Raw genomic sequence first — 22,549 nt, forward strand, 5'->3', positions numbered from 1 at the left:
AGGGCTTGATCTCCCTCGATGCTCTCGCGGCGGCATCGGCTGCCGGCGCAAATGCCGGTTCCGTGCCGCCCCACCCTCTATCGAACGATCGTTCGAACGAACGTTCGGTGAGCGTGAACCTAACCCGCGGGCGGAGGGGGTGTCAAGGCAAACGCGGTTCCTTTGTTACCGCCCCTCCTAAGAGTCTTGCAGATCCGAGCCTTTGGAGTTTCGGTTCATTTCAAAAGCAAGCTGCTCAATCGGCTCTATGATCAGACTGAGTAATTTGTACGAGAGTTGATCAGGGATCGTGTCGAGAAAAAGGAATAGATCGAAGTCCACGCGTCCATCGGCCTGTAGACGACGGAGGCTGTCAGCCACGTTCCCAATTATACGAGAATCTCTCCGCAGCACAGCTCGGTATACCTCGACGATGACCTCGTAAATCCCAGGAGCACTGTCGCGGAAATGTGCGGCTGCGATAAGCCAGAGCGTAGTCCGTTCTGTGGGCGGTAATGTTTTGGACAGAGATAGAATATCGTTGAAAGATACAAGTCCCGAGTCATCCTGAAGGTTGGGGGGCACTCGCCTTACAGTAGCTCTGAGACTGCGATCCAGACGCTCTGGAAGTTCCCGAAACATGACTTTAACTTCCTCGAATAGCTTCGTAACGTCTTCCGTATCCTTCAACTCGGCGTGACCGGTAATAGTGACCTCCTGCCGAGCCGCTAGCAACTCGGAGACTATTTCTCGGAACGCGATCACTTGGCGGCGAACAGCTTCCTCGCGGGGCGCAGCATCTGGGTTGCGACGGATGAGTTGGAGCACAAGCTTCGTTAATGAGTCTTCATCATCCCCCGAGTTTTGGAATTGCGCAAATGGACCGACATTTGTGTCCGTGAGTGGAATTCCAATCGCAAGCCCAAATACAATTCTATTCAGCTTCCCCTTGGCTACGCCTGCTTCATAGAGAATCCAAGGGCGGTTTATGCTGAATGTAGTCAACAGCGCGACCACATCCGTGGCACTGTCAATTCTTTCCATGATTGTACGATACCACTCAGCCCCAAACTCAATCCCTGCGACACCTTTGCGATCGGACGACCTGAATGACAGAAGAATACCTCCGCTTGCGTCGGTGAGAAGATTGCTGAAAGCCTCAGCGATGTCAGCATCCCGCGTGTCGTGACTGATAAATACCAAAGGCTTTTTTGACTCGGAAAGGACCTCTTCGCCTGCTTGACTCGATACTTCTAGCGTGGGTTGTTTGCGTGCCATACGTTCTCGGTGCTCCTATCTGGTTGCCTGTTTTTCTTTCGTTAGCCCGCTCGTACAGATTCGCTCCGAAGCTCGTGAGCGAGTCGCTCCGCTGCTTCCGCTCGCTCGCGATTGGCCGTCGCGCCACGCATAGCCATCTGCGCCAATGCCGCCTCCCATCCTGGGCGTGGCTTGTGGCGACCAGTTTCCGAGCGCCAGCGCTGCGCCATGTTCAGCGTCACGCCGAACTCCTGCGCGACCTCGTCCATCGAGTAGCCGCAGGACTGCCGGAGCCGGTCAACCGCATCGCGGAATCGTGCGCGTTCGCTCGCCGCATCCATGCTGGTGTGTGGTCTGCATGACTATAGACAAACGGCCTCTGGTCTGCTACATTAGTGACCAGCAGGGACAAAGAAAAGGCTGACCGTTACTCCCGCGAAGAAGACCGGCCAGCCTCACCCGCGAACAGACCCGAAGGCGCCCGCTACCGCAAGTGTAGCCCTGCCGGGCGCCAGGGGTCAAGCCCACCGGAGGCCACGATGCCCACCGAGCAGAACCGCAAGGCGCCCGCCCCGCAGCCGCAGCACGGCTACACCATCCGCAAGAAGGATCGCAACTGGGCGGTCATCGATCCGCAGGGCCAGCTGGTGTGCCTGACCGTCTACAAGCGCGGCGCGGTCGAACTGGTGCGGCGGCTGACGAACTGAGCCATCGACGAAAAAGGCAGCCGCGGGACGAGACGCCCGCGGCTGCCGGACAAAGGGCTCTGTATCTCTCGTCGATGCGCTCACAGCGGGGCGGCGCCATCCTCCCCGCCGGTTCCGTGCCGCCACCCTATCGAACGATCGACAGATCGCGCAGGGAGCGCGAGCCTACTCCGCAGGCACCGGGGGTTGTCAAGGCGGGACGGGCGCTGGGGCAGGTGGGAATGTCGAATGGCGTCAAGTAGCACACCCAGCTTGTTCAGGCGATTTCTTGCACCGGCATGCCGTTGGGGGGCATACATGCGATTCTCAGTTGTAAGCCCAGGTCAGTTACCGTGTGTCCATCGAGCACAGGAAATACGTCTTCCCTCACGGTGATGATCGTTCGGGATACGTTTCGCTGAGTGAGGCCAAGCGCAACTAAGGCGTCGCAGGACGCGCGGACTACCTCAGAAGAGAGAGACAAGCCCAATTTTTCATTGATCTGTTCCGCCAACTCCCCCGGCGTAGGGCCAGCGAATCCAGACAGGCCGGGAGAAACATGAGGATGCATCGGCCTCGTCTGTTGAGACTGGACGGGTCGAAAGCTGTGGGGTGGAAGCGTCTGTTTTGGCAGGAGAGAGAGGACATGCGCGTCTAGCGGAGTTAACTGCTCCAGAATGTACGCGAGCTTCGGACGCTCCACGGTTCCCAACGCGGTGTTCGCCAGCAGCGCCGCCCACATCTCAAAGAGCTTGGGATCGTCCTCAAGACTTGCCTTTTCAAGCAATGGCAGCAGAGTGCCCACCGGAACCTCTTTGGGGTTTCCGCCTGATTGCCGAACCATCTCGGCCGCCCGCGCAGCAAGTTTCAGCGACTGACCGTAACGCATCAACCGCACGCGTTCCGCAAACATCTTACCGAACTCGTCAGCAGCGCCTCCAGCGATGCGGGCGAGGAATCCCCGCCCTTCTTCTGCTACGTACCCCACCGCGCTCGCGCCAAGCTGCGTCAGTGCGCCGGAAATCGGATCAGTCATGCTCGTAGAGTAATCTGGTCTGAAGGACGCTCTATGACGTTCCTCGAAGCGAATCCGGCTACGATGACACGCCGCCGCCGGATTCCTGCGTGTGGTGTTCCGGCAGTGAGGTTGATATGTAAATGGCAGCCACTCGGCTGAACGTGTACGTAAATCTATGCGTCCAGATGATCGCGTGGGCAACCCTTCTGCTTCGCCGCAGTCTGTAGGGCGACTGCCCCCGGCGACGGAGCATGCCGCCGTTGGCCGGAGTTCTCAGCGCACGAGATTGGGGCTAAGCAGATTAGCTCGAGACACGCAGCTTCACCCGCCCCCGCTCAAGAGGACGCAATTCACTATCCCCTCCTAGGGGTTGGTATTGTGTAAGCTGCTCGAGGCCTGTTCAGACGTGCTCCCGAAGTTCTCTAGCCAGCTGCTCCGCCGTTCCCGCCCGCTCACGGTTCGCCCCGGCGCCGCGCTCAGCCATCCCCGCCAGCACCGCCTCCCACCCCGCGCGCGGCTTGTGGCAGCCAGTCTCGGAGCGCCAGCGCTGCGCCATGTTCAGCGTGACGGCCGAACTCGGCCGCGACCTCCTCCATCGAATAGCCGCAGGACTGCCGAAGCCGGTCAACCGCATCGCGGAACCGTGCGCGTTCGCTTGCCGCATCCATGCTGGTCTGTGGTCTGCGTGACTATAGACAAACGGCCTGTGGTCTGCTATATTAGTGACCAGCAGGGACAAAGAAAAGGCTGACCGTTACTCCCGCGAAGAAGACTGGCCAGCCTCACCAGCGAACAGACCCGAAGGCCGCCCGCTACCGCAAGTGTAGCCCTGCCGGGCGCCAGGGGTCAAGCCCACCGGAGGCCACGATGCCCAGGAAGCAGAACCGCCAGGCGCCCGTCCCGCAGCCGCAGCACGGCTACACCATCCGCAAGAAGGATCGCAACTGGGCGGTGATCGATCCGCAGGGCCAGCTGGTGTGCCTGACCGTCCACAAGCGCGGCGCGGTTGAGGTGGTGCGGCGGCTGGCGGCGTAACAAAAGACGGTAGCCGCGGGAAGGGATTCCCGCGGCTGCCGTTCTTCGTGCGATCATGTGCCGAACCGGGCCTTACCGATGCGCCATCGGCCTGTCGCTCACCGCTTCAAGCAGTTCCGAGAGTTCCTCGCGCGCCCAGGGGAGGAGCGCCTCCGATTCCAGGAGGCTCGTGATGGTCTGCTCCGCCTCGGAGAACGCCTGGCCTTTGTACAGCAGTGACGCGAGGCTCACCGCGAGCACGCTCCACGTTCGCACCTGGTCGCGCCGCACGAACGCGAGGGCCTGCCGTTCGGCTGAGGCCGCCCGGCGGTACAGTTCCGCTGCCTCTCGGACATCTCCGCGCCGGGACAGCAGGCTCGCCTCCGCCGCGTACGCTTCGGCCTGTCGATGTTCATCCGTCATCGTACGTCTCCCCAAGGACGACCGCGATCAGGATCAGTTGGTGCAAAAACGCCACCACGCTCGCCAGGGCGGGCCGGTTGGATTGTCCCGCCCGTGCCTGGTCGACTTTCGCTCCAAGCCGGCGATAGACAGCGGCGGCGCTCTGCGCATCTACACCGGAAACCTCCAAACGATACGCGGATTCCAGATCCGTCGATCCGGGCGGTCCCACGTAGTAGTCGGCGCCGGTACGCGTTTCGGCACGGGCCACCGCCACGAGCCCGAGTTCCGCCTCGACCGCCGCCAGCGCAAGGATGTACGCGGCGTCTCGCGTGGCATCATCATGATTGTTGAACGCGCGCTGCGCGGCAAGCGAGGGCTGTCGCCAAGCGACGTACCCGGCACGGCGGGTATGCTGCCGCCGGACAGAAAAGCGCGTGAGAGGCGGCCGATGATGCCGGGCCAGGCAAACCTCGGCCGCTTCCGCGTAGGCGGCCGCGACGGCGGGTGTGAGGCCAGGGTGGCGGGGAAAGCAGATGGAGCGCAGCTTCGGCAGCAGGTAGATCATCGGCGAACATCCCAAAAGTGGATGGAGATTGCGCCGAATTGATACGAAAAGGGAGCGCACCGGGCAAGTACATGCTGCAGATGCCGGTCTGAGACCGCCGCCCGATGGATCAGGAGCCGAGTTCCAGGCATCCGCCGCGAACATGCCGCACCGGTTGGGATCGATCCACGGGGCGAACCGGTGTGCCTGACCGTCTACAAGCGCGGCGCGGTGGAGGTGGTGCGGCGGCTGGCGGCGTGACTCGAAAGCAGAACGGCAGCCGCGGGTGACTGAGCCGCGGCTGCCGTATCCAACCTCCTAATCGCCTGCAGCTATGCCGGCTCCGGCACCTGCTCCTGGCGATCTGTTCAGGGCGTTAGCGGGGCGGCTTCCAATCCGCCCTGCACTTTCTGGACGCGCTAGCTCTTCAAAGGAAATTGCTCAGGACGGGCCGAGGGAGCCCAGGATCTGCCGCGCCTCTGCCAGGTGCGCCTCGACGACGGGGAGCACCTTCTGCTGAATGGTCGCGCGGAGCTGCGGGTTCTGTGCCGACGGGATGAGATCTGTGGTCACGGCTTGGAGCGCACCCTCATGTGACGCCACCATGTACTGCATGAACGCGCGGTCCAGCTGGGCACCGGAGAGGCCCTGGAACTGCTGCACCGTTGCGCTGCTCGTGGAATCGAGCTGCGCGCTCACTGCGTTGGGGGCCGGCGTGATGTTGTTCTGCCGGGCGACCGTGCTGACCGTATCGTTCAGCGCGGTGTGCTGCGTGATCATGTGCTGGGCGAACTGCTTCACCTGCGCGTTCTCCACGCGGTCCAGGACGGCCTGGCTGGGCACGATCTCCGCGTTTCCCGAGGCCGCCAGGATGGCGACGATGTTGCCGTCGGTGAGCGCGCTCGCGGAGGCGGGCGGGGGAGGCGGCGGCGCTTGCGTGGTGGCCGGTGTCGTGTCCGCGGTGGCGTCTCCGCCGACTTGGTCTTGGTCGTCGGCGCCCGAGCAGGCGGTTATCAGGACCAGCAGGGGAGCCGTGAGAACCCAGCGGTGGCCGCGTAGGGGGAACTTCATCTTTTCCTCCAAGTCGCATTGTATTCGGGCGAATGCTCGCCCTGCGGAAGCGCGCCGCGGTTCGGTGCGCTTGATCGCCATCCGTCAAAATTATCGAATTCGGGAGATTGTCTCGCACACGGCGTAGGGAGGCGCGATTCATCGCGCCCGCTGGATGTTTGGAGAGTGGAAGGTGGGGAAGCCCTGGATGGTGAACGTGGAAACCGTCGGTCCGGTCAAAGTGACCCGCACGGTATCCGCCGATGCGTGCAGAAGTCTACAACTGGCGTGGCAGAACTGCAACGATCCTGTTTTTGGCATTACTACGTCCAGCGCTGGATGAGCGGCCCTCGGCTGTTTTGAAGGCTACATGGTTTCAGGCCACGATGCCCACCAGGCAGAACCGCGCAGGCGCCCGCCCCGCAACCGCAGCCCGGCTACACCATCCGCAAGAAGGATCGCAACTGGGCGGTGATCGATCCGCGGGGCCAGCTGGTGTGCCTGACCGTCTACAAGCGCGACGCGGTGGAGGTGGTGCGGCGGCTGGCGGCTTGACTCACGAATCAACGCAGCAGCCGCGGGCGAGGGAGCCTGCGGTTGCTGGGTTCGATCGATCTTCCGCAAAACTCACTTGCGCGCCGTTCTGCGCAGCCTACAGTTAATTCGCGCGTCTCGCAGGCAGCGCGCGACTGATTGTCAATTCCGCTGTCTCCGGCAAACCCCGCAAGCAGGAGGACGTATGCGCCCCACATTCCCACGGATGCGCTACATCACCGCCTTGGTCGTTGTGCCTTGCCTGAGCTTTGGCGCTGTCCAGGCAGTGGCCGCGCCGACTGCGGCCGCGGCCGTGGACGCGTGCTACAACTACCCCGACGCCGATATGCGCTGCAACAAGTTGTGCAGGGCGCAAGGGGCGAGCTCCGGCTTCTGCGATCAGGAAGACGGCTTCTGCATCTGCACACTTTAAGATGAGCAGGTGATCGATCCGCAGGGCCAGCTGGTGTGCCTGACCGTCTACAAGCGCGGGGCGGTGGAGGTGGTGCGGCGGCTGGCGGGGTAAGGCGGGGAACCCGCGCAGCCGCGGGACGGGGTTCGTGGGGGAGGCAAACGCGGCGGCGGAGCCGAAGCCCCGCCGCCGCGGCGTGCGCGGACGCTGCCCGTCAGCAGGTGTAGCAGGTGATCGTGCGCGTCCCGGCGGTCGTCCACGGGCCCACCCCGAGCGAGATCAGGCTCGAGGCGTAGCCGTCCGGCCCGGTCACCTCCACCGTCAGCTCGATGTCCGCCACGACCTGCTGATCCGGGATCGTCAACGCGTGGAGCCCGTACCCCTCCTGCACCACGGTGAAGCCACGCGTCCAGGTGAAGTAGTAATCGAAGATGTTCCCCGAGGAGTAGTTGTCCATCTCCACCCCGAAGTACCAGTTCTCGCCCGGGTTCACGGGGGCTCCCTGCAACTCGGCCGTGATCCCGAAGGTGCTGGACGTGGAGGCCGAGGCCGCCTCGGGAGCCGCGGCGCGCGCGGGCGCGGTCGGGGCGTCGGCGCACGCGGTGGCGAGGGCGGCGAGGGCCAGGCTGAGCAGGATCTTTTTCATGGTGCCTCAGAAGCAAAGGTGGATCGTCACGGCGCATCCGCGGCCGGCGTGGTCCGCGTGCCCGTGCCACCAAGTTGGATGAGGACACCAGATCGTACCACGCATTGGGAACCAAACGGGCGTCTGCCGGAACGAGGGGGACGCGTGGCGGATCGGAACGGCCCCGCCGGACTCTCCGGGGCCCGTCATCCGCGATTTCGAAGCGTCCCTCCCTCACGCCGTAGACCTCCAGGTCACCGCGGTCGAGGTCGCCGCGCAGCTCCCGCTCGAAGTAGATCGTAAGCCGTCGCCTGACGTCCGGGCGTCACGATGAAAAACAGCCGCGGGCACAGAGCCGCGGCTGTTTTCACGCATCCGATCATCCAACCGCGAGCCATGCGATGGAGGCTACATCACCAGGGCAGCGGGCCGTCCGGACCCGTGAACGTGCCCGTGGGGCCGTCCGTGTCCAGGGCGACGGCCACGGGGGCGCGGGATCCTTCCTCGATCGACTCCACGCCCTGGAAGTTGTTGAGCGCCGTCGCGGTAAAGCCCGGGCTCACGGCGTTGACCTTGATGTTCGTCCCCTCCAGGTCGTTCGCAAAGGCAAGCGTGACCGCGTTCAGCGCGGTCTTGGACGCGGCGTACCCAAGGCCGAACACGCTGCGGTACGGAAAGTTCGGATCGGCGTTCAGGGTGAGCGAGCCGACGTTGCTCGACACGTTGACGATGCGCGCCGCCGGCGCCTCGCGCAGCAGCGGCAGCAGGGCCTGCGTGACGGCGATGACCCCGAACACGTTCGTCTCCCACACGGCGCGCACCTCGTCGAGCGACGCGACGCTTGCACGGCCCTCCTCGATCACCTGCTCGAGCGTCTTGCCCGGCGCTCCGGCGTGCGAGATGGCGGCGTTGTTCACCAGCAGGTCCAGGCGGCCGAACTCCGTCCGCACGCGCTCCGCCGCGGCCGTGATGGAGGCCGGGTCTGTAACGTCGAGCTGGATGGCGTGCGCATCCGCCCCGATTCCTTGGGCGGCGGTTTCCCCGTTTTGCGGATTGCGCGACCCGACGAGCACGGTGTAGCCGTGGGCGGCGAGCTCCTTCGCGATCTGCAGACCGATTCCCTGGTTGGCCCCGGTAACCAGGGCGACGGGCTTGCTTTGCATGATGATCTCCCAGAACGTGTTCGGCAGGTGGTCCGTACCGCCTGAATGCGTTATCATCCAGAAGCGGAACAACGCTCCGTTAATATGTGGAACACCGTTCCGTTTAGTCAAGGGAGGGATGAGGGAACATGATCGACGACGAGAAAACGCCGGGAGATTTCGCGGTGCCGGACGCGCCGGGCGGGGCCACGCGTGCCGTACGGGCGGATGCGAAGCGCAACATCGACACGCTGCTGGAGGCGGCCAAGGAGGTGTTCGCCACCTCGGGGGTGGATGCGCCGGTGCGCGAGATCGCCGCGCGGGCCGGCGTGGGCGTGGGCACCGTCTACCGGCACTTTCCGCAGCGGGCCGACCTGGTGGCGGCGGTGTTTCGCCGCGAGGTCGATGCCTGCGCCGGGGCCGCGCCCGCCCTGGCCGCCGAGCACCCGCCCTGCGAGGCGCTGTCGGCCTGGCTGCGGCGATACAGCCGCTTCATTGCGACCAAGCGCGGGCTCGCCGCGGCCCTGCACTCGGGAGATCCCGCGTTCGAGCCGCTGCCCGCGTATTTCCGGCAGCACCTGGGGCCCGCCCTGGAATCGCTGCTGGATTCCGCGGCGGCGGCCGGTGCCGTCCGCTCCGACGTCGATCCCGACGACCTGCTGCGCGCGGTGGGCAACCTCTGCCTGTCGGGGAGCGACGCCGGGGCCGAGCGCATGGTGGACCTGCTCATCGACGGCCTGCGCTACGGCGCCCGCTTCCCGGCGGCGGATTCGCCGCCCGAGCAGAGCGATGCCGGCGGATGACGTCCGGCGGTGCGCGGGATTACGAGGCTGGATGGGGATCGATCCGCGGGGCGAGCGAGTGTGCCTGACCGTCTACAGGCGCGGCGCGGTGGAGGTGATGCGGGGCGGGCGGCGCACGCAGAAATGTGATCGGCAGCCGCGCAAGGGGAGCGCGGCTGCCGACGGAGGGTGAATCGGTGGAACGTGCGGGCTCAGACGCAGTCGATGTCGGTGGCGACGCAGTAGCAGTTGGTTTCTACCGTGCATCCGAGCGTGCAGTCGAAGTACCGCGTGTCGCCGCAGCGGTCCACGTTGTACGTCTCGATGGGGCCGGGCTTGCCGTGGGCGTCGACGGTGCCGCGCTCGTTGGCGGCCGCGGGCGTGGTCTCGAACGACTCGACCTTTACCGACTCCAGCTTCAGCTTGCGCATCTGCTTACTCTGAAAGAGAATTGGGGGGCACGCCCTCTGCGGACAGGCGATTGATTCAAGTTGTTATCGTGTCGTGAATTGTGCAACTGCACGAATGCGCCGATTCGTGGTGCGGGCGGTGCCGCTTCGACACGATGCGAAAGTCCGGACGCCGGCGGGAAGATGGAATCAGGAAGGATCACACCTGGCTCGCGCTCCATCCGCGGGGCCAGCTTGTGCCTGACGTCTACGAGCGCGGCGCGGAAGAGGGGTGCGGCGGGGTGAGAGGGGCCAGGATGCAGCGAGGGGATGCCGCGGACGGGCATCCCCTCGCTGCATCCTAGCTCCGGGCGGACCTTACTTCTCCACGACGCATTGCGCGGTGTCCTCGATCCAGCAGTACTGGCCGCAGCTGTTGACGTGGGGGTCGCACGTGTTGCGCGTGCAGCCGAAGGTACAGTCGAAGTACATGGTTTCACCGCAGTCGTGCACGTTGTAGGTATCGGGCCCGCAGTGACGGTCATTGGACCACGGCTCGCACACCGCGCACACCGACACGCCCGTGCCGGTGCCCGTACCCGTTGCGTCTGCGTTGCCCTGAATGGTACCGCGCATACGGGGCGCCCCCGACGTCGTCTCGAACGACTCCACCTGCAGTGCTTCCAGCTTCAGCTTGCGCATGATCCAACTCCTGCTGTGCGTGAGGGCTCACCCGCATCCGCGGAACGATGCCGGAGAATGGATTATCGATTCCGGACGCAATCCGCAAGACTTGGCGTGTTTTGTGGCTGGCGGCGGGAGCACGAAACGCCATGGGAACGAGCATTCAATCGATTGCCGGGGAACGTAAAGCGAGCAGGGGAATCCAGCGGAGGCGGGTTGCGGCGGCTGGCGGCGTGAGGCAGCGCGGACAACGAAAACAGCCGCGGGCGAGAGCGCCTGCGGCTGCTTTTCAGATCTCGTATTTCAGGCCTCGTAGCTCCAGGCCGGCTCGGGGAGCGAGCGGGCGGCGGCGCGGAGCGGCTGCCCGGCAAGGTCGGCCAGGCGCCTGAACGCGCGCCCGCCCACGATGCACGACGTGCCCGCGTCGCACAGCGCGACGCGGGCGTACAGGCGCCGGGCGGCGCCGTCGCCCGCGACGGAGCCCTTGAGAAAGCGGCCACCGGCGTCGCGCACCGCCTGCGCCGCCGCGAACAGCAGCGCGGGCGCAATGCCGCGAGCGCGTGCCGCGGGGCGCACGTACAGGTCCAGTACTTCGGCGCCGCGCACGCAGTGGTGCAGGTCGTAGAACGCCGTCCACCCGATGAAGCTCACCAGCCCGCCCGCCGATTCCGCGACGCACATCCGGCACGCCTGTCCGAACGCGTCGGCCCGCAGCGCGTCGGCCGAGCCGTACCACTCCGCGTCGTACGTCTCGCGAAGGTAGTCGCGGAACAGGTGAACGAGCGCATCGGCATCGGCCGGCCGGGCCGCGCGCACCGTCCAGCGGGGTGGTTGCAGGTCGCTCATCCGTCTGTGGATGCAGGTCGTAAAGGATGCGCCACGCGGGCGGCCCCGCGAAATCTACACTGGCGGGCAGCAGGAGGGGGATACCGCTGCCGCGACATCCCCCTCTGCCTGTTGCGGGTCCGTTGCGGACGGCCACGGCTGGCTCAGCCGCAAACCTCGTCGCTCGCGCCGCACACGTGGGCGCAGCCGGTATCCACCGAGCAGCCGTACGTGCAGTCGAAGTAGCGCGTGTCGCCACATTCCTGGATGTCGTACGTCTCGATGGACGGGGAGAACTCCACGTTGCCGTGAACGGTACCGCGGCTCCGCGGCGTCGGGGTAATGGTTTCGAAGGACTCGACGTCCAGCGACTCCAGCTTCAGCTTGCGCATGTGTTTCCGGTTGAGGAGGGGGGGAGAGGTGTCCCGGGTCCGATCCGCGGGAACATTTGAAGTTGTTGTATTGTCGATGATTGCGCAACCTCTGGCGCGATGTGAAAGGCCACGGGTGCGCCGAGGGAGCGCGGGAGCGGGCAGAAGGGTTGGGGCGGCTGACGACGTGAACGGCAGGGATCCGAACGAAGAGGGGATGCCGCGGGCGGCATCCCCCTTTTCGAGCTCACCCGCGGGCGATCACTCCACCGGACAGGGGCGGCGGACTCGTCACCGACGGGGCAGCTGCACGTCCGGGGGTGGTGAACGTCTGGCCGGGGCTACCCGACCTGGCAGTTGACCGTCTGGTCGGGGTCGATCCAGCACACGTCGCCGCAGCTGTTCCGGGGATCCGAGCAGGCGTAGGTGCAGCCGTAGGTGCAGTCGAACTGGGGGTTCGTCTCTCCGCAATTGCGCATGTCGTACGTCTGGGGGTCGCAGCGGTAGTCGGCGCTCCAGGGCTCGCACACCATGCAGTACGACACGGCGGTGCCTCCGGTGTCGCCGCCGGTGCCGGTGCCGACGACCTGGTGGCCCGCGACGGTGCCGCGCGCCGCACGCGCCGGACCCGTGGTCTCGAACGACTCTACCTGCAGCGACTCCAACTTCAGCTTGCGCATGATCCCGCTCCCGTACCGGTGTGGGTGTGCTCGCCTGCGGTCGCAGGCGACGCGGGACGATAACTACCCTAATGTGTCGCAAAAGGCAAATGTCGCGTTGGTCGAGGGTCTCGCCGCGACGGTGGCGGATCGATCATCCGCACCGGCTGCCCGCGGGACTTCGCGGCGTCATACACCCCGGGGGCACCCGCGTCCGCGTCCACGAACGCGTCGCACCCGGAAGGCACGGGAAGACGCAAACCCATCGGGGGGGGACGATGAGGGATGTCGCGACCTGGTTGTTGCCCTCGCGGCCCGTGACCGGTGGAGGGGGATGGAAGGCTCAGGGCGTGGCGCCGTTCTCCCGCATGTACTTCTCCAGCCCGGCGCGCGCGGTGGAGCGCACCTTGTTCTGGATGACGGGCGTCCACCCCAGCAGCAGCCCCGTGGGGCCCAGCGCCTGGCGGGCCCAGGCCCAGAAGTCGAACGTGTCGGTGTGCCGGATGATGAGCCCGTCGCGAAACTCGAACTCCGCGTCGATGCGGTTGAGCACCCTGCGCCCCGTCTGGCCGAAGGTGTAGCGGGCGTCCCAGTGCGCGCGGCCCCGCGCGTCGTCCGCCTGCACGTCGGTGGCGCTGACCTGCAGGTCCTTGGCGCGGCCGGTGAGCATGGCCCACATGGCGCCCGCCTGCGCCCCGCGCAGCTCGCCGAACGCAGGGTCGCTGAAGACGACGTCCGGGTGGTAGCACGCCTGCATCCCCGCCGCGTCCAGCGCCGCGAAGGAGTCGTAGAACCGGTGGATGAGCGCGGCGTTGGGATGCATGTGTCTCCGGTGGGGAAGCAGGCGGAGGTAACTTGTCCAGAAGTCGACAGCAGGCGCGGGGTGACGCCTTTATGGCCGTTTATGGAAGCCGCATGATCAGGTGACGGCGGAATTCCTCTGCTCGAAAGATCCGCTCGCGGTCAACGTCCTCGAGGTGAACATGCATCTGCGCCGGCCGGGCCACCCGAATCCCAACTTGCCGCTCCAGAAGGCCTTCGGCGATCATCTGCTCCTCGCGTTCGCCGATGCGCTGGACGAGCGCACGGCCGCGTGACGTGAGAGGAGCCAGGAACCGCGGCTGCATGAGCCGATCATACCAATCCGTAAGGCAGTCGGAGATGTTGACGTCCGCCAGCCGCTGCTCCACGAGGAACTGCACGAATCCGAAAAGATATTCGTGCTCCTGCACCCGAAGCGTCAGCACGTCTCCTTCCCGCAGGGCTTCGGCGATCTCCATCACCAGATCCATGCCGTAGTAGATCGCACGCGAGCCGTTGGTCAGGCCAAGCGCGAACATCTCCAGGTACGACAGCGTGAACGTGCCCGCGGGCGCCGTCCTCGACACCATCGCGGAGAGGACGTCGTCGACGGGAAGATAGGGCTGACTCGAAGCACCCGCGGATTCGAACAGCTCGTTGGGTGTAGCGTTCCGCAGCCGGTTGCGCTTGGAGATGGTGACCGGCCGGGAAGTGTGTGGATTGCGGAGCGCCTGCCGCACGTCCGCCCAGTAGATCTCCCCGTCCACCGGGGAATGGAGGAAAAGCAGCACGGGGATAGGAAAGCGTTCCCAGTAGAAGCGATGCCTTTGCTGTGGATGGAATCTCCATGCGTCTCCGGCATCGTCCAGATACGACGCTCCGCTCTTGACCTGCACCGCAATCAGCTGGCCCGTGGCCGCGCCGTCCGCACTCACCATCTCGATCTGGCCATCGATCCCCACGTCCGCCATCGGCGTTTCCCGCCAGATCAGACCCAGACGGTTGATCTCCGCCGCGACTGCCAGAATCCCCGCCCGCTCCTGCTGAAAGTTCGGCGGCACGGATGGAAGAGCCATCGGATCGGCGGGTGGGGCAGGCGGATTGCCGCTCGGCGGCCGGGGATCAGGCCGGATCAGACCTTGGCGTGCTGCGTCTCGATGATGTCAACACCATCGGAGCTTGGAACGAAGTACATGTCCCCGAAGATGTTCGGCGCCTCCTGCTGCAGAATGCGCAGCACCACACCGGCAAGGCGGCGGATCTCCAGGTCGGCGGACCCGCTGCCGCGCATTTCGCAAAAGTGCCGCAGCGCCCGTGCGTTGCCGGTGGCCACGATCTTGGTCTCCGCCGAGTTGGGCAGAACGGAACGGGCCGCCTGCCGGGCGCGCTTCTTCCGCATCGTCGCCGGGCCGTCGTTGCCCACCTTGTCGGTCAACTCGTCCAGCAGGCGCTGGTAGGCGTCAAGGGACAGCTCGCATGCCCCCAGCCAGATCTCGTACTCGGGCGTACCCTCCTCGATTTCCGGAGGAAGCACGAAGGCAATGTGCGACTCGTCCACGTAGCGCTGGCTCAGCTGCGAGTATCCCATGCCGGCGCGGTGCCGGATGAGCTCGTGCGTGAGCGAGCGGCTGACGCCTTCGAAGAGAAAGCTCCACACGGCGTGCTCCAGTACGCTGCCGTGCTTGGTGCGCAGGATGTTGCCCAGGTACGCTTCGTTCGACGTACGCCCCGGGATGCTCTTGTGGCCGCCCTCCAGCCCCGCGTCTTCGCCAAAGCTCAGGTAGCACAGGCGGCCGGCGAACTCGGCGACCACCTCGCCGGCCACGTCGCTGTCGCTGTGCCAGTTGATGTGCTCGGGATAGACGAACTGCTGGCGTGCCAGTACGGTAACGCGCGGCTCGCGGATGATCTGCATCAGGGGGCGCCTTCTGAGGGGTGGACGTCGGGCGCGGTAAGCTAGGCCTGCCGATGGGGCCGAAGCAAGCCGTCCCGCAGACCGGAGCGTGCTGTCGCGGTGAGCGGCCCGGCATCGGCAAAAACACTCCCCCGTCGCGGACGCGCAGGTGCGTCGGATGCCGGCGCAGCCAGGCCGCCGGGTCCGCGTGGCGGATTTTGTGACGTCCAGGGGCGAATCATGCCATTGCGGATCTGATTCGGTGACCGCCGGGTTGCGGACGCGCAGGTGCTTCCGGCGCCGCATGGAGCCGGGCCGCCGAGTCCGCGCAGGCGGACTTTGCGAATTTCCCGCGGCGAATTCATTCGCTCCCGCGGGCGGACGGCACGTTGCCGGATTAGAATCGCAACGAGCATCCGCTCCCGCGGGGGACGGCACGCCACCGGGTTCTGATCGCATGGTGATGGTTCGCGCTTCTACGTACATCCGGCGTCTTCCCCTCGTCGCGCTGCTGCTGGCGGCGTGCGCGCCGGCGTGGCGGATGCCCAGCCGCGCGCCTGCGGCGGAGGACTGCAACGGGTGCGTGCCGCGCGGCTCGCGGGCGGGGGTGCGGTTCCAGTTCGACCCGTGGATTCCGGGCGGCGACAGCGCCTCGGTGCTGACGGTGGTGTTCGACGACGGGCGGCGGGTGCGCACCACGCACAGCACCGAGTGGGACGGCCCCACCCGCGGCCGCTGGTCGCCGTACTTCGAGACGGCGGCGGGGCGCGGCGACTCGCTGCGCGTGACTGCCATCCTGCGGTCGCCGGCGGGCGACACGCTGGCCGTGGGCACCGCCGTGCGCGAGATGCGGCGCGGCTGGCAGGTGGGAATGCTGTGGCAGATCACCCGCTGGTCCACGCTCGGCACGCTTCCCGGTATCGACCCGGTGCGCTGGAAGATACATTTTCCCCTTCGCGGCGAAGAGGGAACGCCGGACCCGGCCGTCCTGTGGGTGATGACGGGCACCCGGTCCATCTCGCGCCCCACACCCCACTGAGCGGTTTGATCCAGCGGATGCGCATTGCGTCGATGCTTTCCAGCGCCACGGAGATCGTGTACGCGCTGGGGCTGCAGAACCACCTCGTCGGCATCTCGCACGAGTGCGACTATCCGCCGGAGGCGCTGCGCCTGCCGCGCCTGAGCCGCTCGCGCTTCGACCCCGCGGGGCTCACCAGCGGCGAGATCGACGCCGAGGTGCGGCGCTGCATGCTGGAATACGGCAGCGTGTACCAGGTGGACGTCGATGCGCTGCGCGACGTGCGTCCCGACGTCATCCTGACCCAGGCCGTCTGCGAGGTGTGCGCGGTGCCCACCGGCGCCGTGCACGACGCCGTCGCGCAGCTGCCCCATCCGCCGACGGTGGTCTCGCTGGACGCGCACACGCTGGAGCAGATCCTGGCCACCATGCGCCAGGTCGCCGACGCCGTGGGCGAGTCCGCGCGGGGGGATGACGCGGTCGCGCGGCTGCGGGCGCGGGTGGACCGGGTGCGCGAGGCGGTGGCGGACCGGCCCCGGCCGCGCACGCTGGCGCTGGAGTGGCTGGATCCGCCGTTCGCGCCGGGACACTGGGTGCCGGAGATGGTGGAGATCGCGGGCGGCGACAACCTGGTCGGCACGGCGGGATCGCACTCGCTGGAGATCCCCTGGAGCGAAGCGGAAGGGCTGGAGCCCGACCGGCTGCTGCTCGTCCCTTGCGGCTACGCGATGGACCGCGCGCGCCAGGACGCCGACGAGGCGCGCGGCCGCCTGCGCCAGCTGGCCGCGCCGGCGATTGATGGCGGGCGCGCGGCGGTGGGCGACAGCGCGTACTTCAGCCGCTCGGGTCCGCGGGTGGTGGAGGGGATCGAGGCGCTGGCCGCGTGGCTGCACCCGGACGCCGGCCTCACCCCGCCGCCGGGGCGGATCCTGGAGGGCTGGCGGTAGGCTCTTCCGAAAGGGCCCGAGTGGCGGGTTTCATGGCCTGCCCGGCAAGGGCGAATGAATTCGCTGCAACAACCACACGAAGGCCGCCTTCGCGGACTGGCGGCCTCTCGGTCCCGGAGAGTGCCTGCCACGTGGCGGGATAGAGGTGGCATCGAAGTTCAACCTCCCCCAGGGGTTTTGGGGGAGGTGGGCGAGTAATGCGAGCCCGGAGGGGGCGTGCCTCTCGCGCAGGACCGTCCGAAGCGGGATCGAATTCTCCCTCTCCGTGAGGAACGAACGGGGAGGGGCCCCCCGCCGGGCGCCAATTCGATGTCCTTCGTCGAGCCCCAGATCCCGGCGGTGACCCCGGCAATGGCGAATGAATTCGCTGCAACAACCACACGAAGGCCGCCTTCGCGGACTGGCGGCCTCTCGGTCCCGGAGAGTGCCTGCCGCGTGGCGGGATAGAGGTGGCATCGACGTTCAACCTCCCCCAGGGGTTTTGGGGGAGGTGGGCGAGTAATGCGAGCCCGGAGGGGGCGTGCCTCTCGCGCAGAACCCTCCCCGGCACGGCGATCGGCGGAAACACTGGCCGGAACGCGTGTCTGGACGCACCTTGAACACCATCGCAAGGCGCGGCGCTTGCAAACCCGCGCGGCGACACGCGTTTTTCATCCCGATTTCCAACCTGCCGACGCGCACCTTACGAGAGGGCGAGCGATGCGACTACCCACCCGCGTTCACGGAATGCTGGACTATCTGCTGGGGGCGCTGCTGATCGCGGCACCCTGGCTGTTCGGCTTTGCGGAGGGCGGCGCGGAGCAGTGGGTGCCCGTGGGGCTGGGCGCCGGCGTGCTGCTGTACAGCCTGTTCACCGACTACGAGCTGGGCGTCGTAAAGAAGCTGCAGATGCCCGCGCACCTGCTGCTGGACGCGCTGGGCGGGCTGTTCCTGGCCGTGTCGCCGTGGATGTTCGGCTTCGACGAGCGGGTGTGGATTCCGCACGTGGCGCTGGGGCTGGTGGAAGTGCTCACGGCCGCCATCACCAACACCGTCCCGGGCTATGAGCGTCGCGGCGCACGACGCTGACGACATCGTCGATCCGCTGTGCGAGGACGCGTCCGGGGCCGAGCCCCGGGCGCGCATCTCGGCGTACGCCGAAACGGAGACCGGCGTGCACGCCTATCCCCTGGCGCACGCCGTGGAGGTCATTCGCCGAGGCCGCGCGGGAAAGCTGGACGACGACCCGCCGCTCATCTGGATCGACATCGCCGCCCCCGGCGCGCCCGAGGGCGAGTTCCTGCGCACGCAGCTCAAGTTTCACCCCCTGGCGGTGGAAGACACCGTCCGCGGCCGGCAGCGCCCCAAGATCGACCGCTACCCGGGGTACTTCTTCCTGGTGATGTACGCGGCGCGCATCAACCCCGACCGCGAGCGGATGGCGCTCAACGAGCTGCACGCCTTTATCGGCGACAACTTCGTGGTCACGGTGCACGACCACCGCATCGAGGTGATCACCGAGGTGCTGGCCCGGTGGCGGGGGGTGCCGGAGCGGTTTCGCGCGCCCGGCGTGCTGGCGCACGCGCTGCTGGACCTGGTGGTCGACGGCTACTTTCCCGTGCTGGACCACTTTTCGGAGCGGGTGGCGGAGCTGGAGACCGGGGTGCTGGAGGGGGGGCGGCCGGGAGAGGGGATGCACACCATCCTTACCATGCGGCGCGAGCTGGCGCTGTTCCGGCGGATGGTGGGGCCCGAGCGCGAGCTGGTGGGCTCGCTGCTGCGGCGCGACATCCCGTTCCTGCAGCCGGACATGCTGCCGTACTTTCAGGACGTGCACGACCACGCCATCCGCGTGGCCGAGGAGATCGACACCCTGCGCGACCTGCTGAACGGCGCCATGGAGGGCCAGCTGTCGATGGCCTCGCACACCCTGAACGAAACCATGCGCCTGATGGCCGCGTGGTCCATCATCCTGATGGCCATGGCCTGGATCGCCGGCATCTACGGGATGAACTTCCGCATCATGCCCGAAACGCAGTGGCGCTACGGATATGCGTGGGCGCTGGGGCTGATGCTGGTGGTGGGGACGATCCTGATCGTGTACTTCAAGCGCAAGCACTGGGTGTAGGGCCGCCGCCACGGGACATGAGCGCGGGCTAAAGCCCGCGGCTGGCAGTGCCAGAAGCCCCGCCCAAGGCTCGCAAAGCTCGCCAGGCGGGGCTTCAACTACATGGGCCCGCGTGTTTTCGCTGAAGACGGAGAAAACCGAAGCCCCGTTCGGCGCCGCGTGAGCGGCGTCGAGACGGGGCTTCTGGCAATTGCGGTGGCGGTGTTGAGCGGCAGGGTCAGAACGAGCCGACGTGTTGGACGGTGATGCCGGCGTGGTTTTTCCAGGTGGGACGCGGCCCTACCTGGATGCGGATCTCCATGTCGAGCGCGTTTAGCATCCGCTCCAGGCGCTGGCGGCTGAACCGGCTGAGCTTTCCGCGCACCAGATCCGATACGTCCGGCTGCTGCAGGCCGAGAAGATCAGCCGCTTCGCGCTGAGTCAACGCGCGATCGCGGATGGTGTTGCGGACGAACCGCGCCATCTCCGCCTTGGCGAGACGCTCGTCCGCATCGGCCATCCCCATGTCCTCGAAGACGTTTCCGCTGCTGTCGTGGACGGCAAGGTCATCGCTCATCTCTTCCTCCTGGAACCTGGATAGGTTCGCTCGTAGTGCTCCGCCGCCGCGCGCAGCCGCGTACGGATCAACTCCTTGTCCGGCTGCGGCGTTCCGATGCCGGCTTTCGCCTTTTTCTTGAATACGTGAAGCACGTAGACGGCTTCCGCAAACCAGACCGTGTATGCGGCACGGTACGTGTCGCCGTCGAAGTCCTCCACCAGCTTCATCACCTCGCGAGGCACGCCTTCACCGAACGCGCGGGCACCGTACGGCACATCTCCGTACTGCGCATCCAACAGGGCCGACCCAAATACATCCTGGACATCGTCCGGCATCTCCCGGAGGTCCTTCTTGCTCGACCCAATAAAGTGTATCGGCTTCCGTCTCTGGTCCATCCAGAACGATAGCAATACTACTATGGATCCGCAATCCGCGAGGTCTACGTTCACCTTCGTACCAGAACCGTCGAAGCCCCGTTCGGCGCCGCGTGAGCGGCGTCGAGACGGGGCTTCTGGCCTTTCCAGCCGCGGGCTTTAGCCCGTGGCGTGGCGTGGGCGGCGGACGCGGGCCTCAGTAGATGTACACCACGGTGCCGACGGGCACGTTGCGGTACATCCACAGGATGTCGTCCTTGTACATGCGGATGCAGCCGTGGCTGGCCGCGCTGCCGATGGACGCCGGGTTGTCGGTGCCGTGGAAGTAGTACCCGTCGTACATCTCGAGCTTGGCCACGCCCAGCACGCCCTTGTGCTCGCGCTGCGGGCTCCCCCAGGGCGGAATGATGACGGTGTTGCCGCTCACCGGCACGCGCCCCGGCGCGTACCCGCGCAGCGCGCCGGGCGAGGCATTGCTCATGTCGCGAATGCCCATGCCCCGCTGGCGCGCGTACTCGATGTAGTGCCAGTTGGGCGGAACCCACACCGGGTCCAGCTCCTTGTGGGTAATGGCCATGCGCCCGCGCGGGGTGATGAACCGCTTGGTGGTGCCGCCCATCACCAGCGTCTTGCCGCTGCCCACCGCCACCGGCGCCTTGTACAGCGTGTCGTCGCCGCGCAGGTACAGCATGCGGCGCTCGGCCAGGCTCACCACGATGTAGGGCGTGTTGCGCGGGGCCAGCTCCTCTTCCTTCTCCGCCAGCTGCTTTTCCTTCGCGGCGATCTCGGCCACCCGCTGGGCCTCGCGCTGGCGCACGAACTCCAGCGACCGGGTGTCCTTGAGGTACGTCATCTCGGTGACGCGGCGCGTAAGGCGCTCGTTCACGGCCCACGCGGAGGTGGCCACGAACAGCCCGGCGGCCACCAGCACCGTCAGCATCATCACCAGCGACGTGCCGCGGTAATCGTGGAAGATGCGGCGAATTCGCCCCCCGGGCGTGTAGTTGCGCCGCTCGGGAATGTCTTCGGGCCTGCGCGGCCTGTGCCTCTCGTGCTCGTCCATGGGGTCCTGCTCTCCTTTCGGCCCCGGTCACCCGGAGCCGATTCAAATGATCATCCCGGGCGCGTTCACCCGGTCACCCGTTCACCCACCGCCGGTCAGTAGATGTAGACCGGCGTCTCCTCGCCCACCGCGTCGAAGATGGCGGCCAGGTCGCGGGCGCGCGCCATGAACGCGCCCGGCTTCACCACGTCCTTCAGCGGCCCGGACGACGGCTGGCTGTAGATCTCCGTCCCGTCGTCCAGCCGGATCACGTACGTCCCCAGCCCGCCCCGTATGCGGCGCTCCGACTCGGCGGGGACCGGCTGGCCCTGGCCGACGTACACCCACTCGGGGATGGTGTAGGTGGGCGTGTTCTGCCGCTCGGCGATCTTGCGCTCGCCCACGGGCCGCACCAGCCGCCACGTGCGCCCGTCCGGCGCGCGCACGGTGCTGTCGGCGCCGATGGTGAGCCTGGCCCGGCGCAGGGTGGCGCGCCCCTGGCGCAGCTCCAGCACCGAGTCTTCGAGCACGATGGCCAGGTGCCGCTTGCGCGTCTCGAGCGAGCGGATGCGCATGTCGCGCCGCAGCACGGCCACGGCCAGCTGGGTGCGCTTCTGCTGGGCCTGCAGCAGCGAGTCGCGGGTGGCGCGCTGCGCGGCGGTCAGCTGGCTGTTGAAGTGCGCGGCCTCGGCGCGGTACTTGGGAACGCGCGAGGCAATGACCCCGGCGGCGCCCAGGAACAGCGCGGCGACCGCCAGCGTGCCCCAGAAGAACACCGGGTGCTCTCTGCGCATCCCCCGCCGTGGGGATCGTGGTTCGCTCATCCTGCCGTGGGTCCGGGTGAACGTGGGACAACTGGACCAGCGGCAGGTAGCAAATGACGTTCCACCTGTTCCTTAATCCCGGCTTTGCATAGACTTACACCCCGCCGCCCCGCCCGGTCCGCCGAACCGGTGGCGCGGGGAGACGGTGGGGCCGCATCTTGTAGATGCGAATCGTCGACCGAGCTCAGGCCAGGGAAAACACAGCATGCATCGCACGTTCTGGACGCTGGGGTGCGTCTTCGGGTTCATGGCGGTGGCCGCGGGGGCGTTTGGCGCGCACGCGCTGCGGGCCCGGCTGGGGCCCGAGATGCTGGCCGTGTGGGAGACGGCGGCACGCTACCAGATGTACCACGCGCTGGCCCTGCTGGCCGTGGCGATGGCGGCCGCGCGCGTCCCCGCGGGCGGCTGGACGGCGGCCGGCTGGCTGTTCACCGCGGGGATCGTGGTGTTCTGCGGCAGCCTGTATCTGCTGGCGTTTACCGGCACGCGGTGGCTGGGGGCGGTTACGCCGCTGGGCGGGCTTTGTTTTCTGGCCGGGTGGATCGCGCTGGCGCTGGCGGCGCGGTCGGTGAAGGGGTGAAGGGGTGAAGGGGTGAAGGGGTGAAGGGGTGAAGGGGTGAAGGGGTGA

At 66.7% G+C, this 22,549-nt stretch carries 30 protein-coding genes; 9 read left to right on the plus strand and 21 right to left on the minus strand.

What is annotated here, in order from left to right; translation table 11 throughout:
* Positions 1-177: 177 nt before the first annotated feature.
* Positions 178-1,257: a toll/interleukin-1 receptor domain-containing protein gene (locus VGC13_RS24915; RefSeq protein ID WP_331128024.1), complete on the minus strand. Its 1,080-nt coding sequence runs from the start codon at positions 1,255-1,257 to the stop codon at positions 178-180.
* A gap of 41 nt (positions 1,258-1,298) precedes the next feature.
* A complete protein-coding gene (locus tag VGC13_RS24920) occupies positions 1,299-1,577 on the minus strand; it encodes a hypothetical protein (RefSeq protein WP_331128025.1) in 279 nt (92 codons plus the stop codon).
* Positions 1,578-1,775: 198 nt separating this feature from the next.
* Here VGC13_RS24920 and VGC13_RS24925 point away from each other — a divergent pair, with 198 nt between their 5' ends.
* On the plus strand, positions 1,776-1,943 hold the full coding sequence (locus VGC13_RS24925) for a hypothetical protein (protein ID WP_331128026.1): 168 nt from the start codon (positions 1,776-1,778) through the stop codon (positions 1,941-1,943).
* A 256-nt stretch (positions 1,944-2,199) separates the two neighbouring features.
* On the opposite strand, the gene VGC13_RS24930 is transcribed toward VGC13_RS24925, so the two are convergent.
* Together VGC13_RS24930 and VGC13_RS24935 are read right to left on the minus strand one after the other, a co-directional pair.
* Positions 2,200-2,958 carry a hypothetical protein gene (locus tag VGC13_RS24930; protein WP_331128027.1) on the minus strand — a complete coding sequence of 253 codons (759 nt, stop codon included), beginning with the start codon at positions 2,956-2,958 and terminating at the stop codon, positions 2,200-2,202.
* 382 nt (positions 2,959-3,340) lie between these two features.
* Positions 3,341-3,496, minus strand: coding sequence for a hypothetical protein (locus tag VGC13_RS24935; protein ID WP_331128028.1), 156 nt, complete (start codon positions 3,494-3,496; stop codon positions 3,341-3,343).
* A gap of 311 nt (positions 3,497-3,807) precedes the next feature.
* Here VGC13_RS24935 and VGC13_RS24940 point away from each other — a divergent pair, with 311 nt between their 5' ends.
* Positions 3,808-3,975, plus strand: a complete 168-nt coding sequence (locus tag VGC13_RS24940; RefSeq protein WP_331128029.1) for a hypothetical protein — start codon at positions 3,808-3,810, stop codon at positions 3,973-3,975.
* A 72-nt stretch (positions 3,976-4,047) separates the two neighbouring features.
* Here the strand turns inward: VGC13_RS24940 and VGC13_RS24945 are convergent, their stop codons facing one another.
* The 3 genes from VGC13_RS24945 to VGC13_RS24955 form a co-directional block, all read right to left on the minus strand.
* The gene (locus VGC13_RS24945; protein ID WP_331128030.1) at positions 4,048-4,377 is read right to left on the minus strand and encodes a hypothetical protein; all 330 of its coding nucleotides are present in this window, start codon (positions 4,375-4,377) and stop codon (positions 4,048-4,050) included.
* Positions 4,367-4,924, minus strand: a complete 558-nt coding sequence (locus VGC13_RS24950; RefSeq protein WP_331128031.1) for a hypothetical protein — start codon at positions 4,922-4,924, stop codon at positions 4,367-4,369. The genes VGC13_RS24945 and VGC13_RS24950 overlap by 11 nt, the downstream gene beginning before the upstream one ends.
* Positions 4,925-5,344: 420 nt before the next feature.
* Entirely contained in the window at positions 5,345-6,055 is a 711-nt protein-coding gene (locus tag VGC13_RS24955) for a DUF4142 domain-containing protein (protein WP_331128032.1), read from the minus strand.
* Between the two features lie 658 nt (positions 6,056-6,713).
* Here VGC13_RS24955 and VGC13_RS24960 point away from each other — a divergent pair.
* Positions 6,714-6,920, plus strand: coding sequence for a hypothetical protein (locus VGC13_RS24960; protein WP_331128033.1), 207 nt, complete (start codon positions 6,714-6,716; stop codon positions 6,918-6,920).
* A 193-nt stretch (positions 6,921-7,113) separates the two neighbouring features.
* Here VGC13_RS24960 and VGC13_RS24965 read toward each other — a convergent pair whose 3' ends face one another.
* Together VGC13_RS24965 and VGC13_RS24970 are read right to left on the minus strand one after the other, a co-directional pair.
* The gene (locus VGC13_RS24965; protein WP_331128034.1) at positions 7,114-7,545 is read right to left on the minus strand and encodes a hypothetical protein; all 432 of its coding nucleotides are present in this window, start codon (positions 7,543-7,545) and stop codon (positions 7,114-7,116) included.
* A 392-nt stretch (positions 7,546-7,937) separates the two neighbouring features.
* Positions 7,938-8,687 carry an SDR family NAD(P)-dependent oxidoreductase gene (locus VGC13_RS24970; RefSeq protein ID WP_331128035.1) on the minus strand — a complete coding sequence of 250 codons (750 nt, stop codon included), beginning with the start codon at positions 8,685-8,687 and terminating at the stop codon, positions 7,938-7,940.
* A 128-nt stretch (positions 8,688-8,815) separates the two neighbouring features.
* Here VGC13_RS24970 and VGC13_RS24975 point away from each other — a divergent pair, with 128 nt between their 5' ends.
* Positions 8,816-9,469, plus strand: coding sequence for a helix-turn-helix domain-containing protein (locus tag VGC13_RS24975; protein ID WP_331128036.1), 654 nt, complete (start codon positions 8,816-8,818; stop codon positions 9,467-9,469).
* Between the two features lie 191 nt (positions 9,470-9,660).
* On the opposite strand, the gene VGC13_RS24980 is transcribed toward VGC13_RS24975, so the two are convergent.
* From VGC13_RS24980 to thyX, 8 genes are all read right to left on the minus strand, one after another.
* Positions 9,661-9,879: a hypothetical protein gene (locus VGC13_RS24980; RefSeq protein WP_331128037.1), complete on the minus strand. Its 219-nt coding sequence runs from the start codon at positions 9,877-9,879 to the stop codon at positions 9,661-9,663.
* A 336-nt stretch (positions 9,880-10,215) separates the two neighbouring features.
* A complete protein-coding gene (locus VGC13_RS24985) occupies positions 10,216-10,539 on the minus strand; it encodes a pinensin family lanthipeptide (RefSeq protein WP_331128038.1) in 324 nt (107 codons plus the stop codon).
* Positions 10,540-10,824: 285 nt separating this feature from the next.
* Complete coding sequence (locus VGC13_RS24990) at positions 10,825-11,367, minus strand: GNAT family N-acetyltransferase (protein WP_331128039.1); 543 nt, start codon at positions 11,365-11,367, stop codon at positions 10,825-10,827.
* 143 nt (positions 11,368-11,510) lie between these two features.
* Positions 11,511-11,738 carry a hypothetical protein gene (locus tag VGC13_RS24995; RefSeq protein ID WP_331128040.1) on the minus strand — a complete coding sequence of 76 codons (228 nt, stop codon included), beginning with the start codon at positions 11,736-11,738 and terminating at the stop codon, positions 11,511-11,513.
* 320 nt (positions 11,739-12,058) lie between these two features.
* Positions 12,059-12,397, minus strand: coding sequence for a hypothetical protein (locus VGC13_RS25000; RefSeq protein WP_331128041.1), 339 nt, complete (start codon positions 12,395-12,397; stop codon positions 12,059-12,061).
* A 322-nt stretch (positions 12,398-12,719) separates the two neighbouring features.
* The gene (locus VGC13_RS25005) at positions 12,720-13,199 is read right to left on the minus strand and encodes a nuclear transport factor 2 family protein (RefSeq protein WP_331128042.1); all 480 of its coding nucleotides are present in this window, start codon (positions 13,197-13,199) and stop codon (positions 12,720-12,722) included.
* Between the two features lie 79 nt (positions 13,200-13,278).
* The gene (locus VGC13_RS25010; protein WP_331128043.1) at positions 13,279-14,253 is read right to left on the minus strand and encodes a DUF4365 domain-containing protein; all 975 of its coding nucleotides are present in this window, start codon (positions 14,251-14,253) and stop codon (positions 13,279-13,281) included.
* 56 nt (positions 14,254-14,309) lie between these two features.
* On the minus strand, positions 14,310-15,092 hold the full coding sequence (thyX, locus tag VGC13_RS25015) for an FAD-dependent thymidylate synthase (RefSeq protein WP_331128044.1): 783 nt from the start codon (positions 15,090-15,092) through the stop codon (positions 14,310-14,312).
* A gap of 436 nt (positions 15,093-15,528) precedes the next feature.
* Here thyX and VGC13_RS25020 point away from each other — a divergent pair, with 436 nt between their 5' ends.
* The 4 genes from VGC13_RS25020 to corA all read left to right on the plus strand — a co-directional run bounded on the left by VGC13_RS25020 (position 15,529) and on the right by corA (position 19,143).
* A complete protein-coding gene (locus tag VGC13_RS25020; RefSeq protein ID WP_331128045.1) occupies positions 15,529-16,110 on the plus strand; it encodes a hypothetical protein in 582 nt (193 codons plus the stop codon).
* Between the two features lie 5 nt (positions 16,111-16,115).
* The gene (locus VGC13_RS25025; RefSeq protein WP_331128046.1) at positions 16,116-17,036 is read left to right on the plus strand and encodes a cobalamin-binding protein; all 921 of its coding nucleotides are present in this window, start codon (positions 16,116-16,118) and stop codon (positions 17,034-17,036) included.
* Between the two features lie 699 nt (positions 17,037-17,735).
* Positions 17,736-18,104, plus strand: coding sequence for an SPW repeat domain-containing protein (locus tag VGC13_RS25030; RefSeq protein WP_331128047.1), 369 nt, complete (start codon positions 17,736-17,738; stop codon positions 18,102-18,104).
* Complete coding sequence (gene corA / locus VGC13_RS25035) at positions 18,079-19,143, plus strand: magnesium/cobalt transporter CorA (RefSeq protein WP_331128048.1); 1,065 nt, start codon at positions 18,079-18,081, stop codon at positions 19,141-19,143. Before VGC13_RS25030 ends, corA begins: the two co-directional genes overlap by 26 nt.
* A 217-nt stretch (positions 19,144-19,360) precedes the next feature.
* Here corA and VGC13_RS25040 read toward each other — a convergent pair whose 3' ends face one another.
* The 4 genes from VGC13_RS25040 to VGC13_RS25055 form a co-directional block, all read right to left on the minus strand.
* Entirely contained in the window at positions 19,361-19,699 is a 339-nt protein-coding gene (locus VGC13_RS25040; protein WP_331128049.1) for a helix-turn-helix transcriptional regulator, read from the minus strand.
* A complete protein-coding gene (locus VGC13_RS25045) occupies positions 19,696-20,130 on the minus strand; it encodes a type II toxin-antitoxin system RelE/ParE family toxin (RefSeq protein ID WP_331128050.1) in 435 nt (144 codons plus the stop codon). Before VGC13_RS25045 ends, VGC13_RS25040 begins: the two co-directional genes overlap by 4 nt.
* A 121-nt stretch (positions 20,131-20,251) precedes the next feature.
* The gene (locus tag VGC13_RS25050) at positions 20,252-21,118 is read right to left on the minus strand and encodes a L,D-transpeptidase (RefSeq protein WP_331128051.1); all 867 of its coding nucleotides are present in this window, start codon (positions 21,116-21,118) and stop codon (positions 20,252-20,254) included.
* A 95-nt stretch (positions 21,119-21,213) separates the two neighbouring features.
* Positions 21,214-21,891 (minus strand): hypothetical protein, encoded by a 678-nt coding sequence (locus VGC13_RS25055; RefSeq protein ID WP_331128052.1) that lies wholly within the window; start codon positions 21,889-21,891, stop codon positions 21,214-21,216.
* Between the two features lie 235 nt (positions 21,892-22,126).
* Here VGC13_RS25055 and VGC13_RS25060 point away from each other — a divergent pair, with 235 nt between their 5' ends.
* Positions 22,127-22,501 carry a DUF423 domain-containing protein gene (locus VGC13_RS25060; RefSeq protein ID WP_331128053.1) on the plus strand — a complete coding sequence of 125 codons (375 nt, stop codon included), beginning with the start codon at positions 22,127-22,129 and terminating at the stop codon, positions 22,499-22,501.
* Positions 22,502-22,549 lie beyond the last annotated feature (48 nt).

This window comes from Longimicrobium sp. (assembly GCF_036399255.1).
Taxonomy (GTDB): Bacteria; Gemmatimonadota; Gemmatimonadetes; order Longimicrobiales; family Longimicrobiaceae; genus Longimicrobium.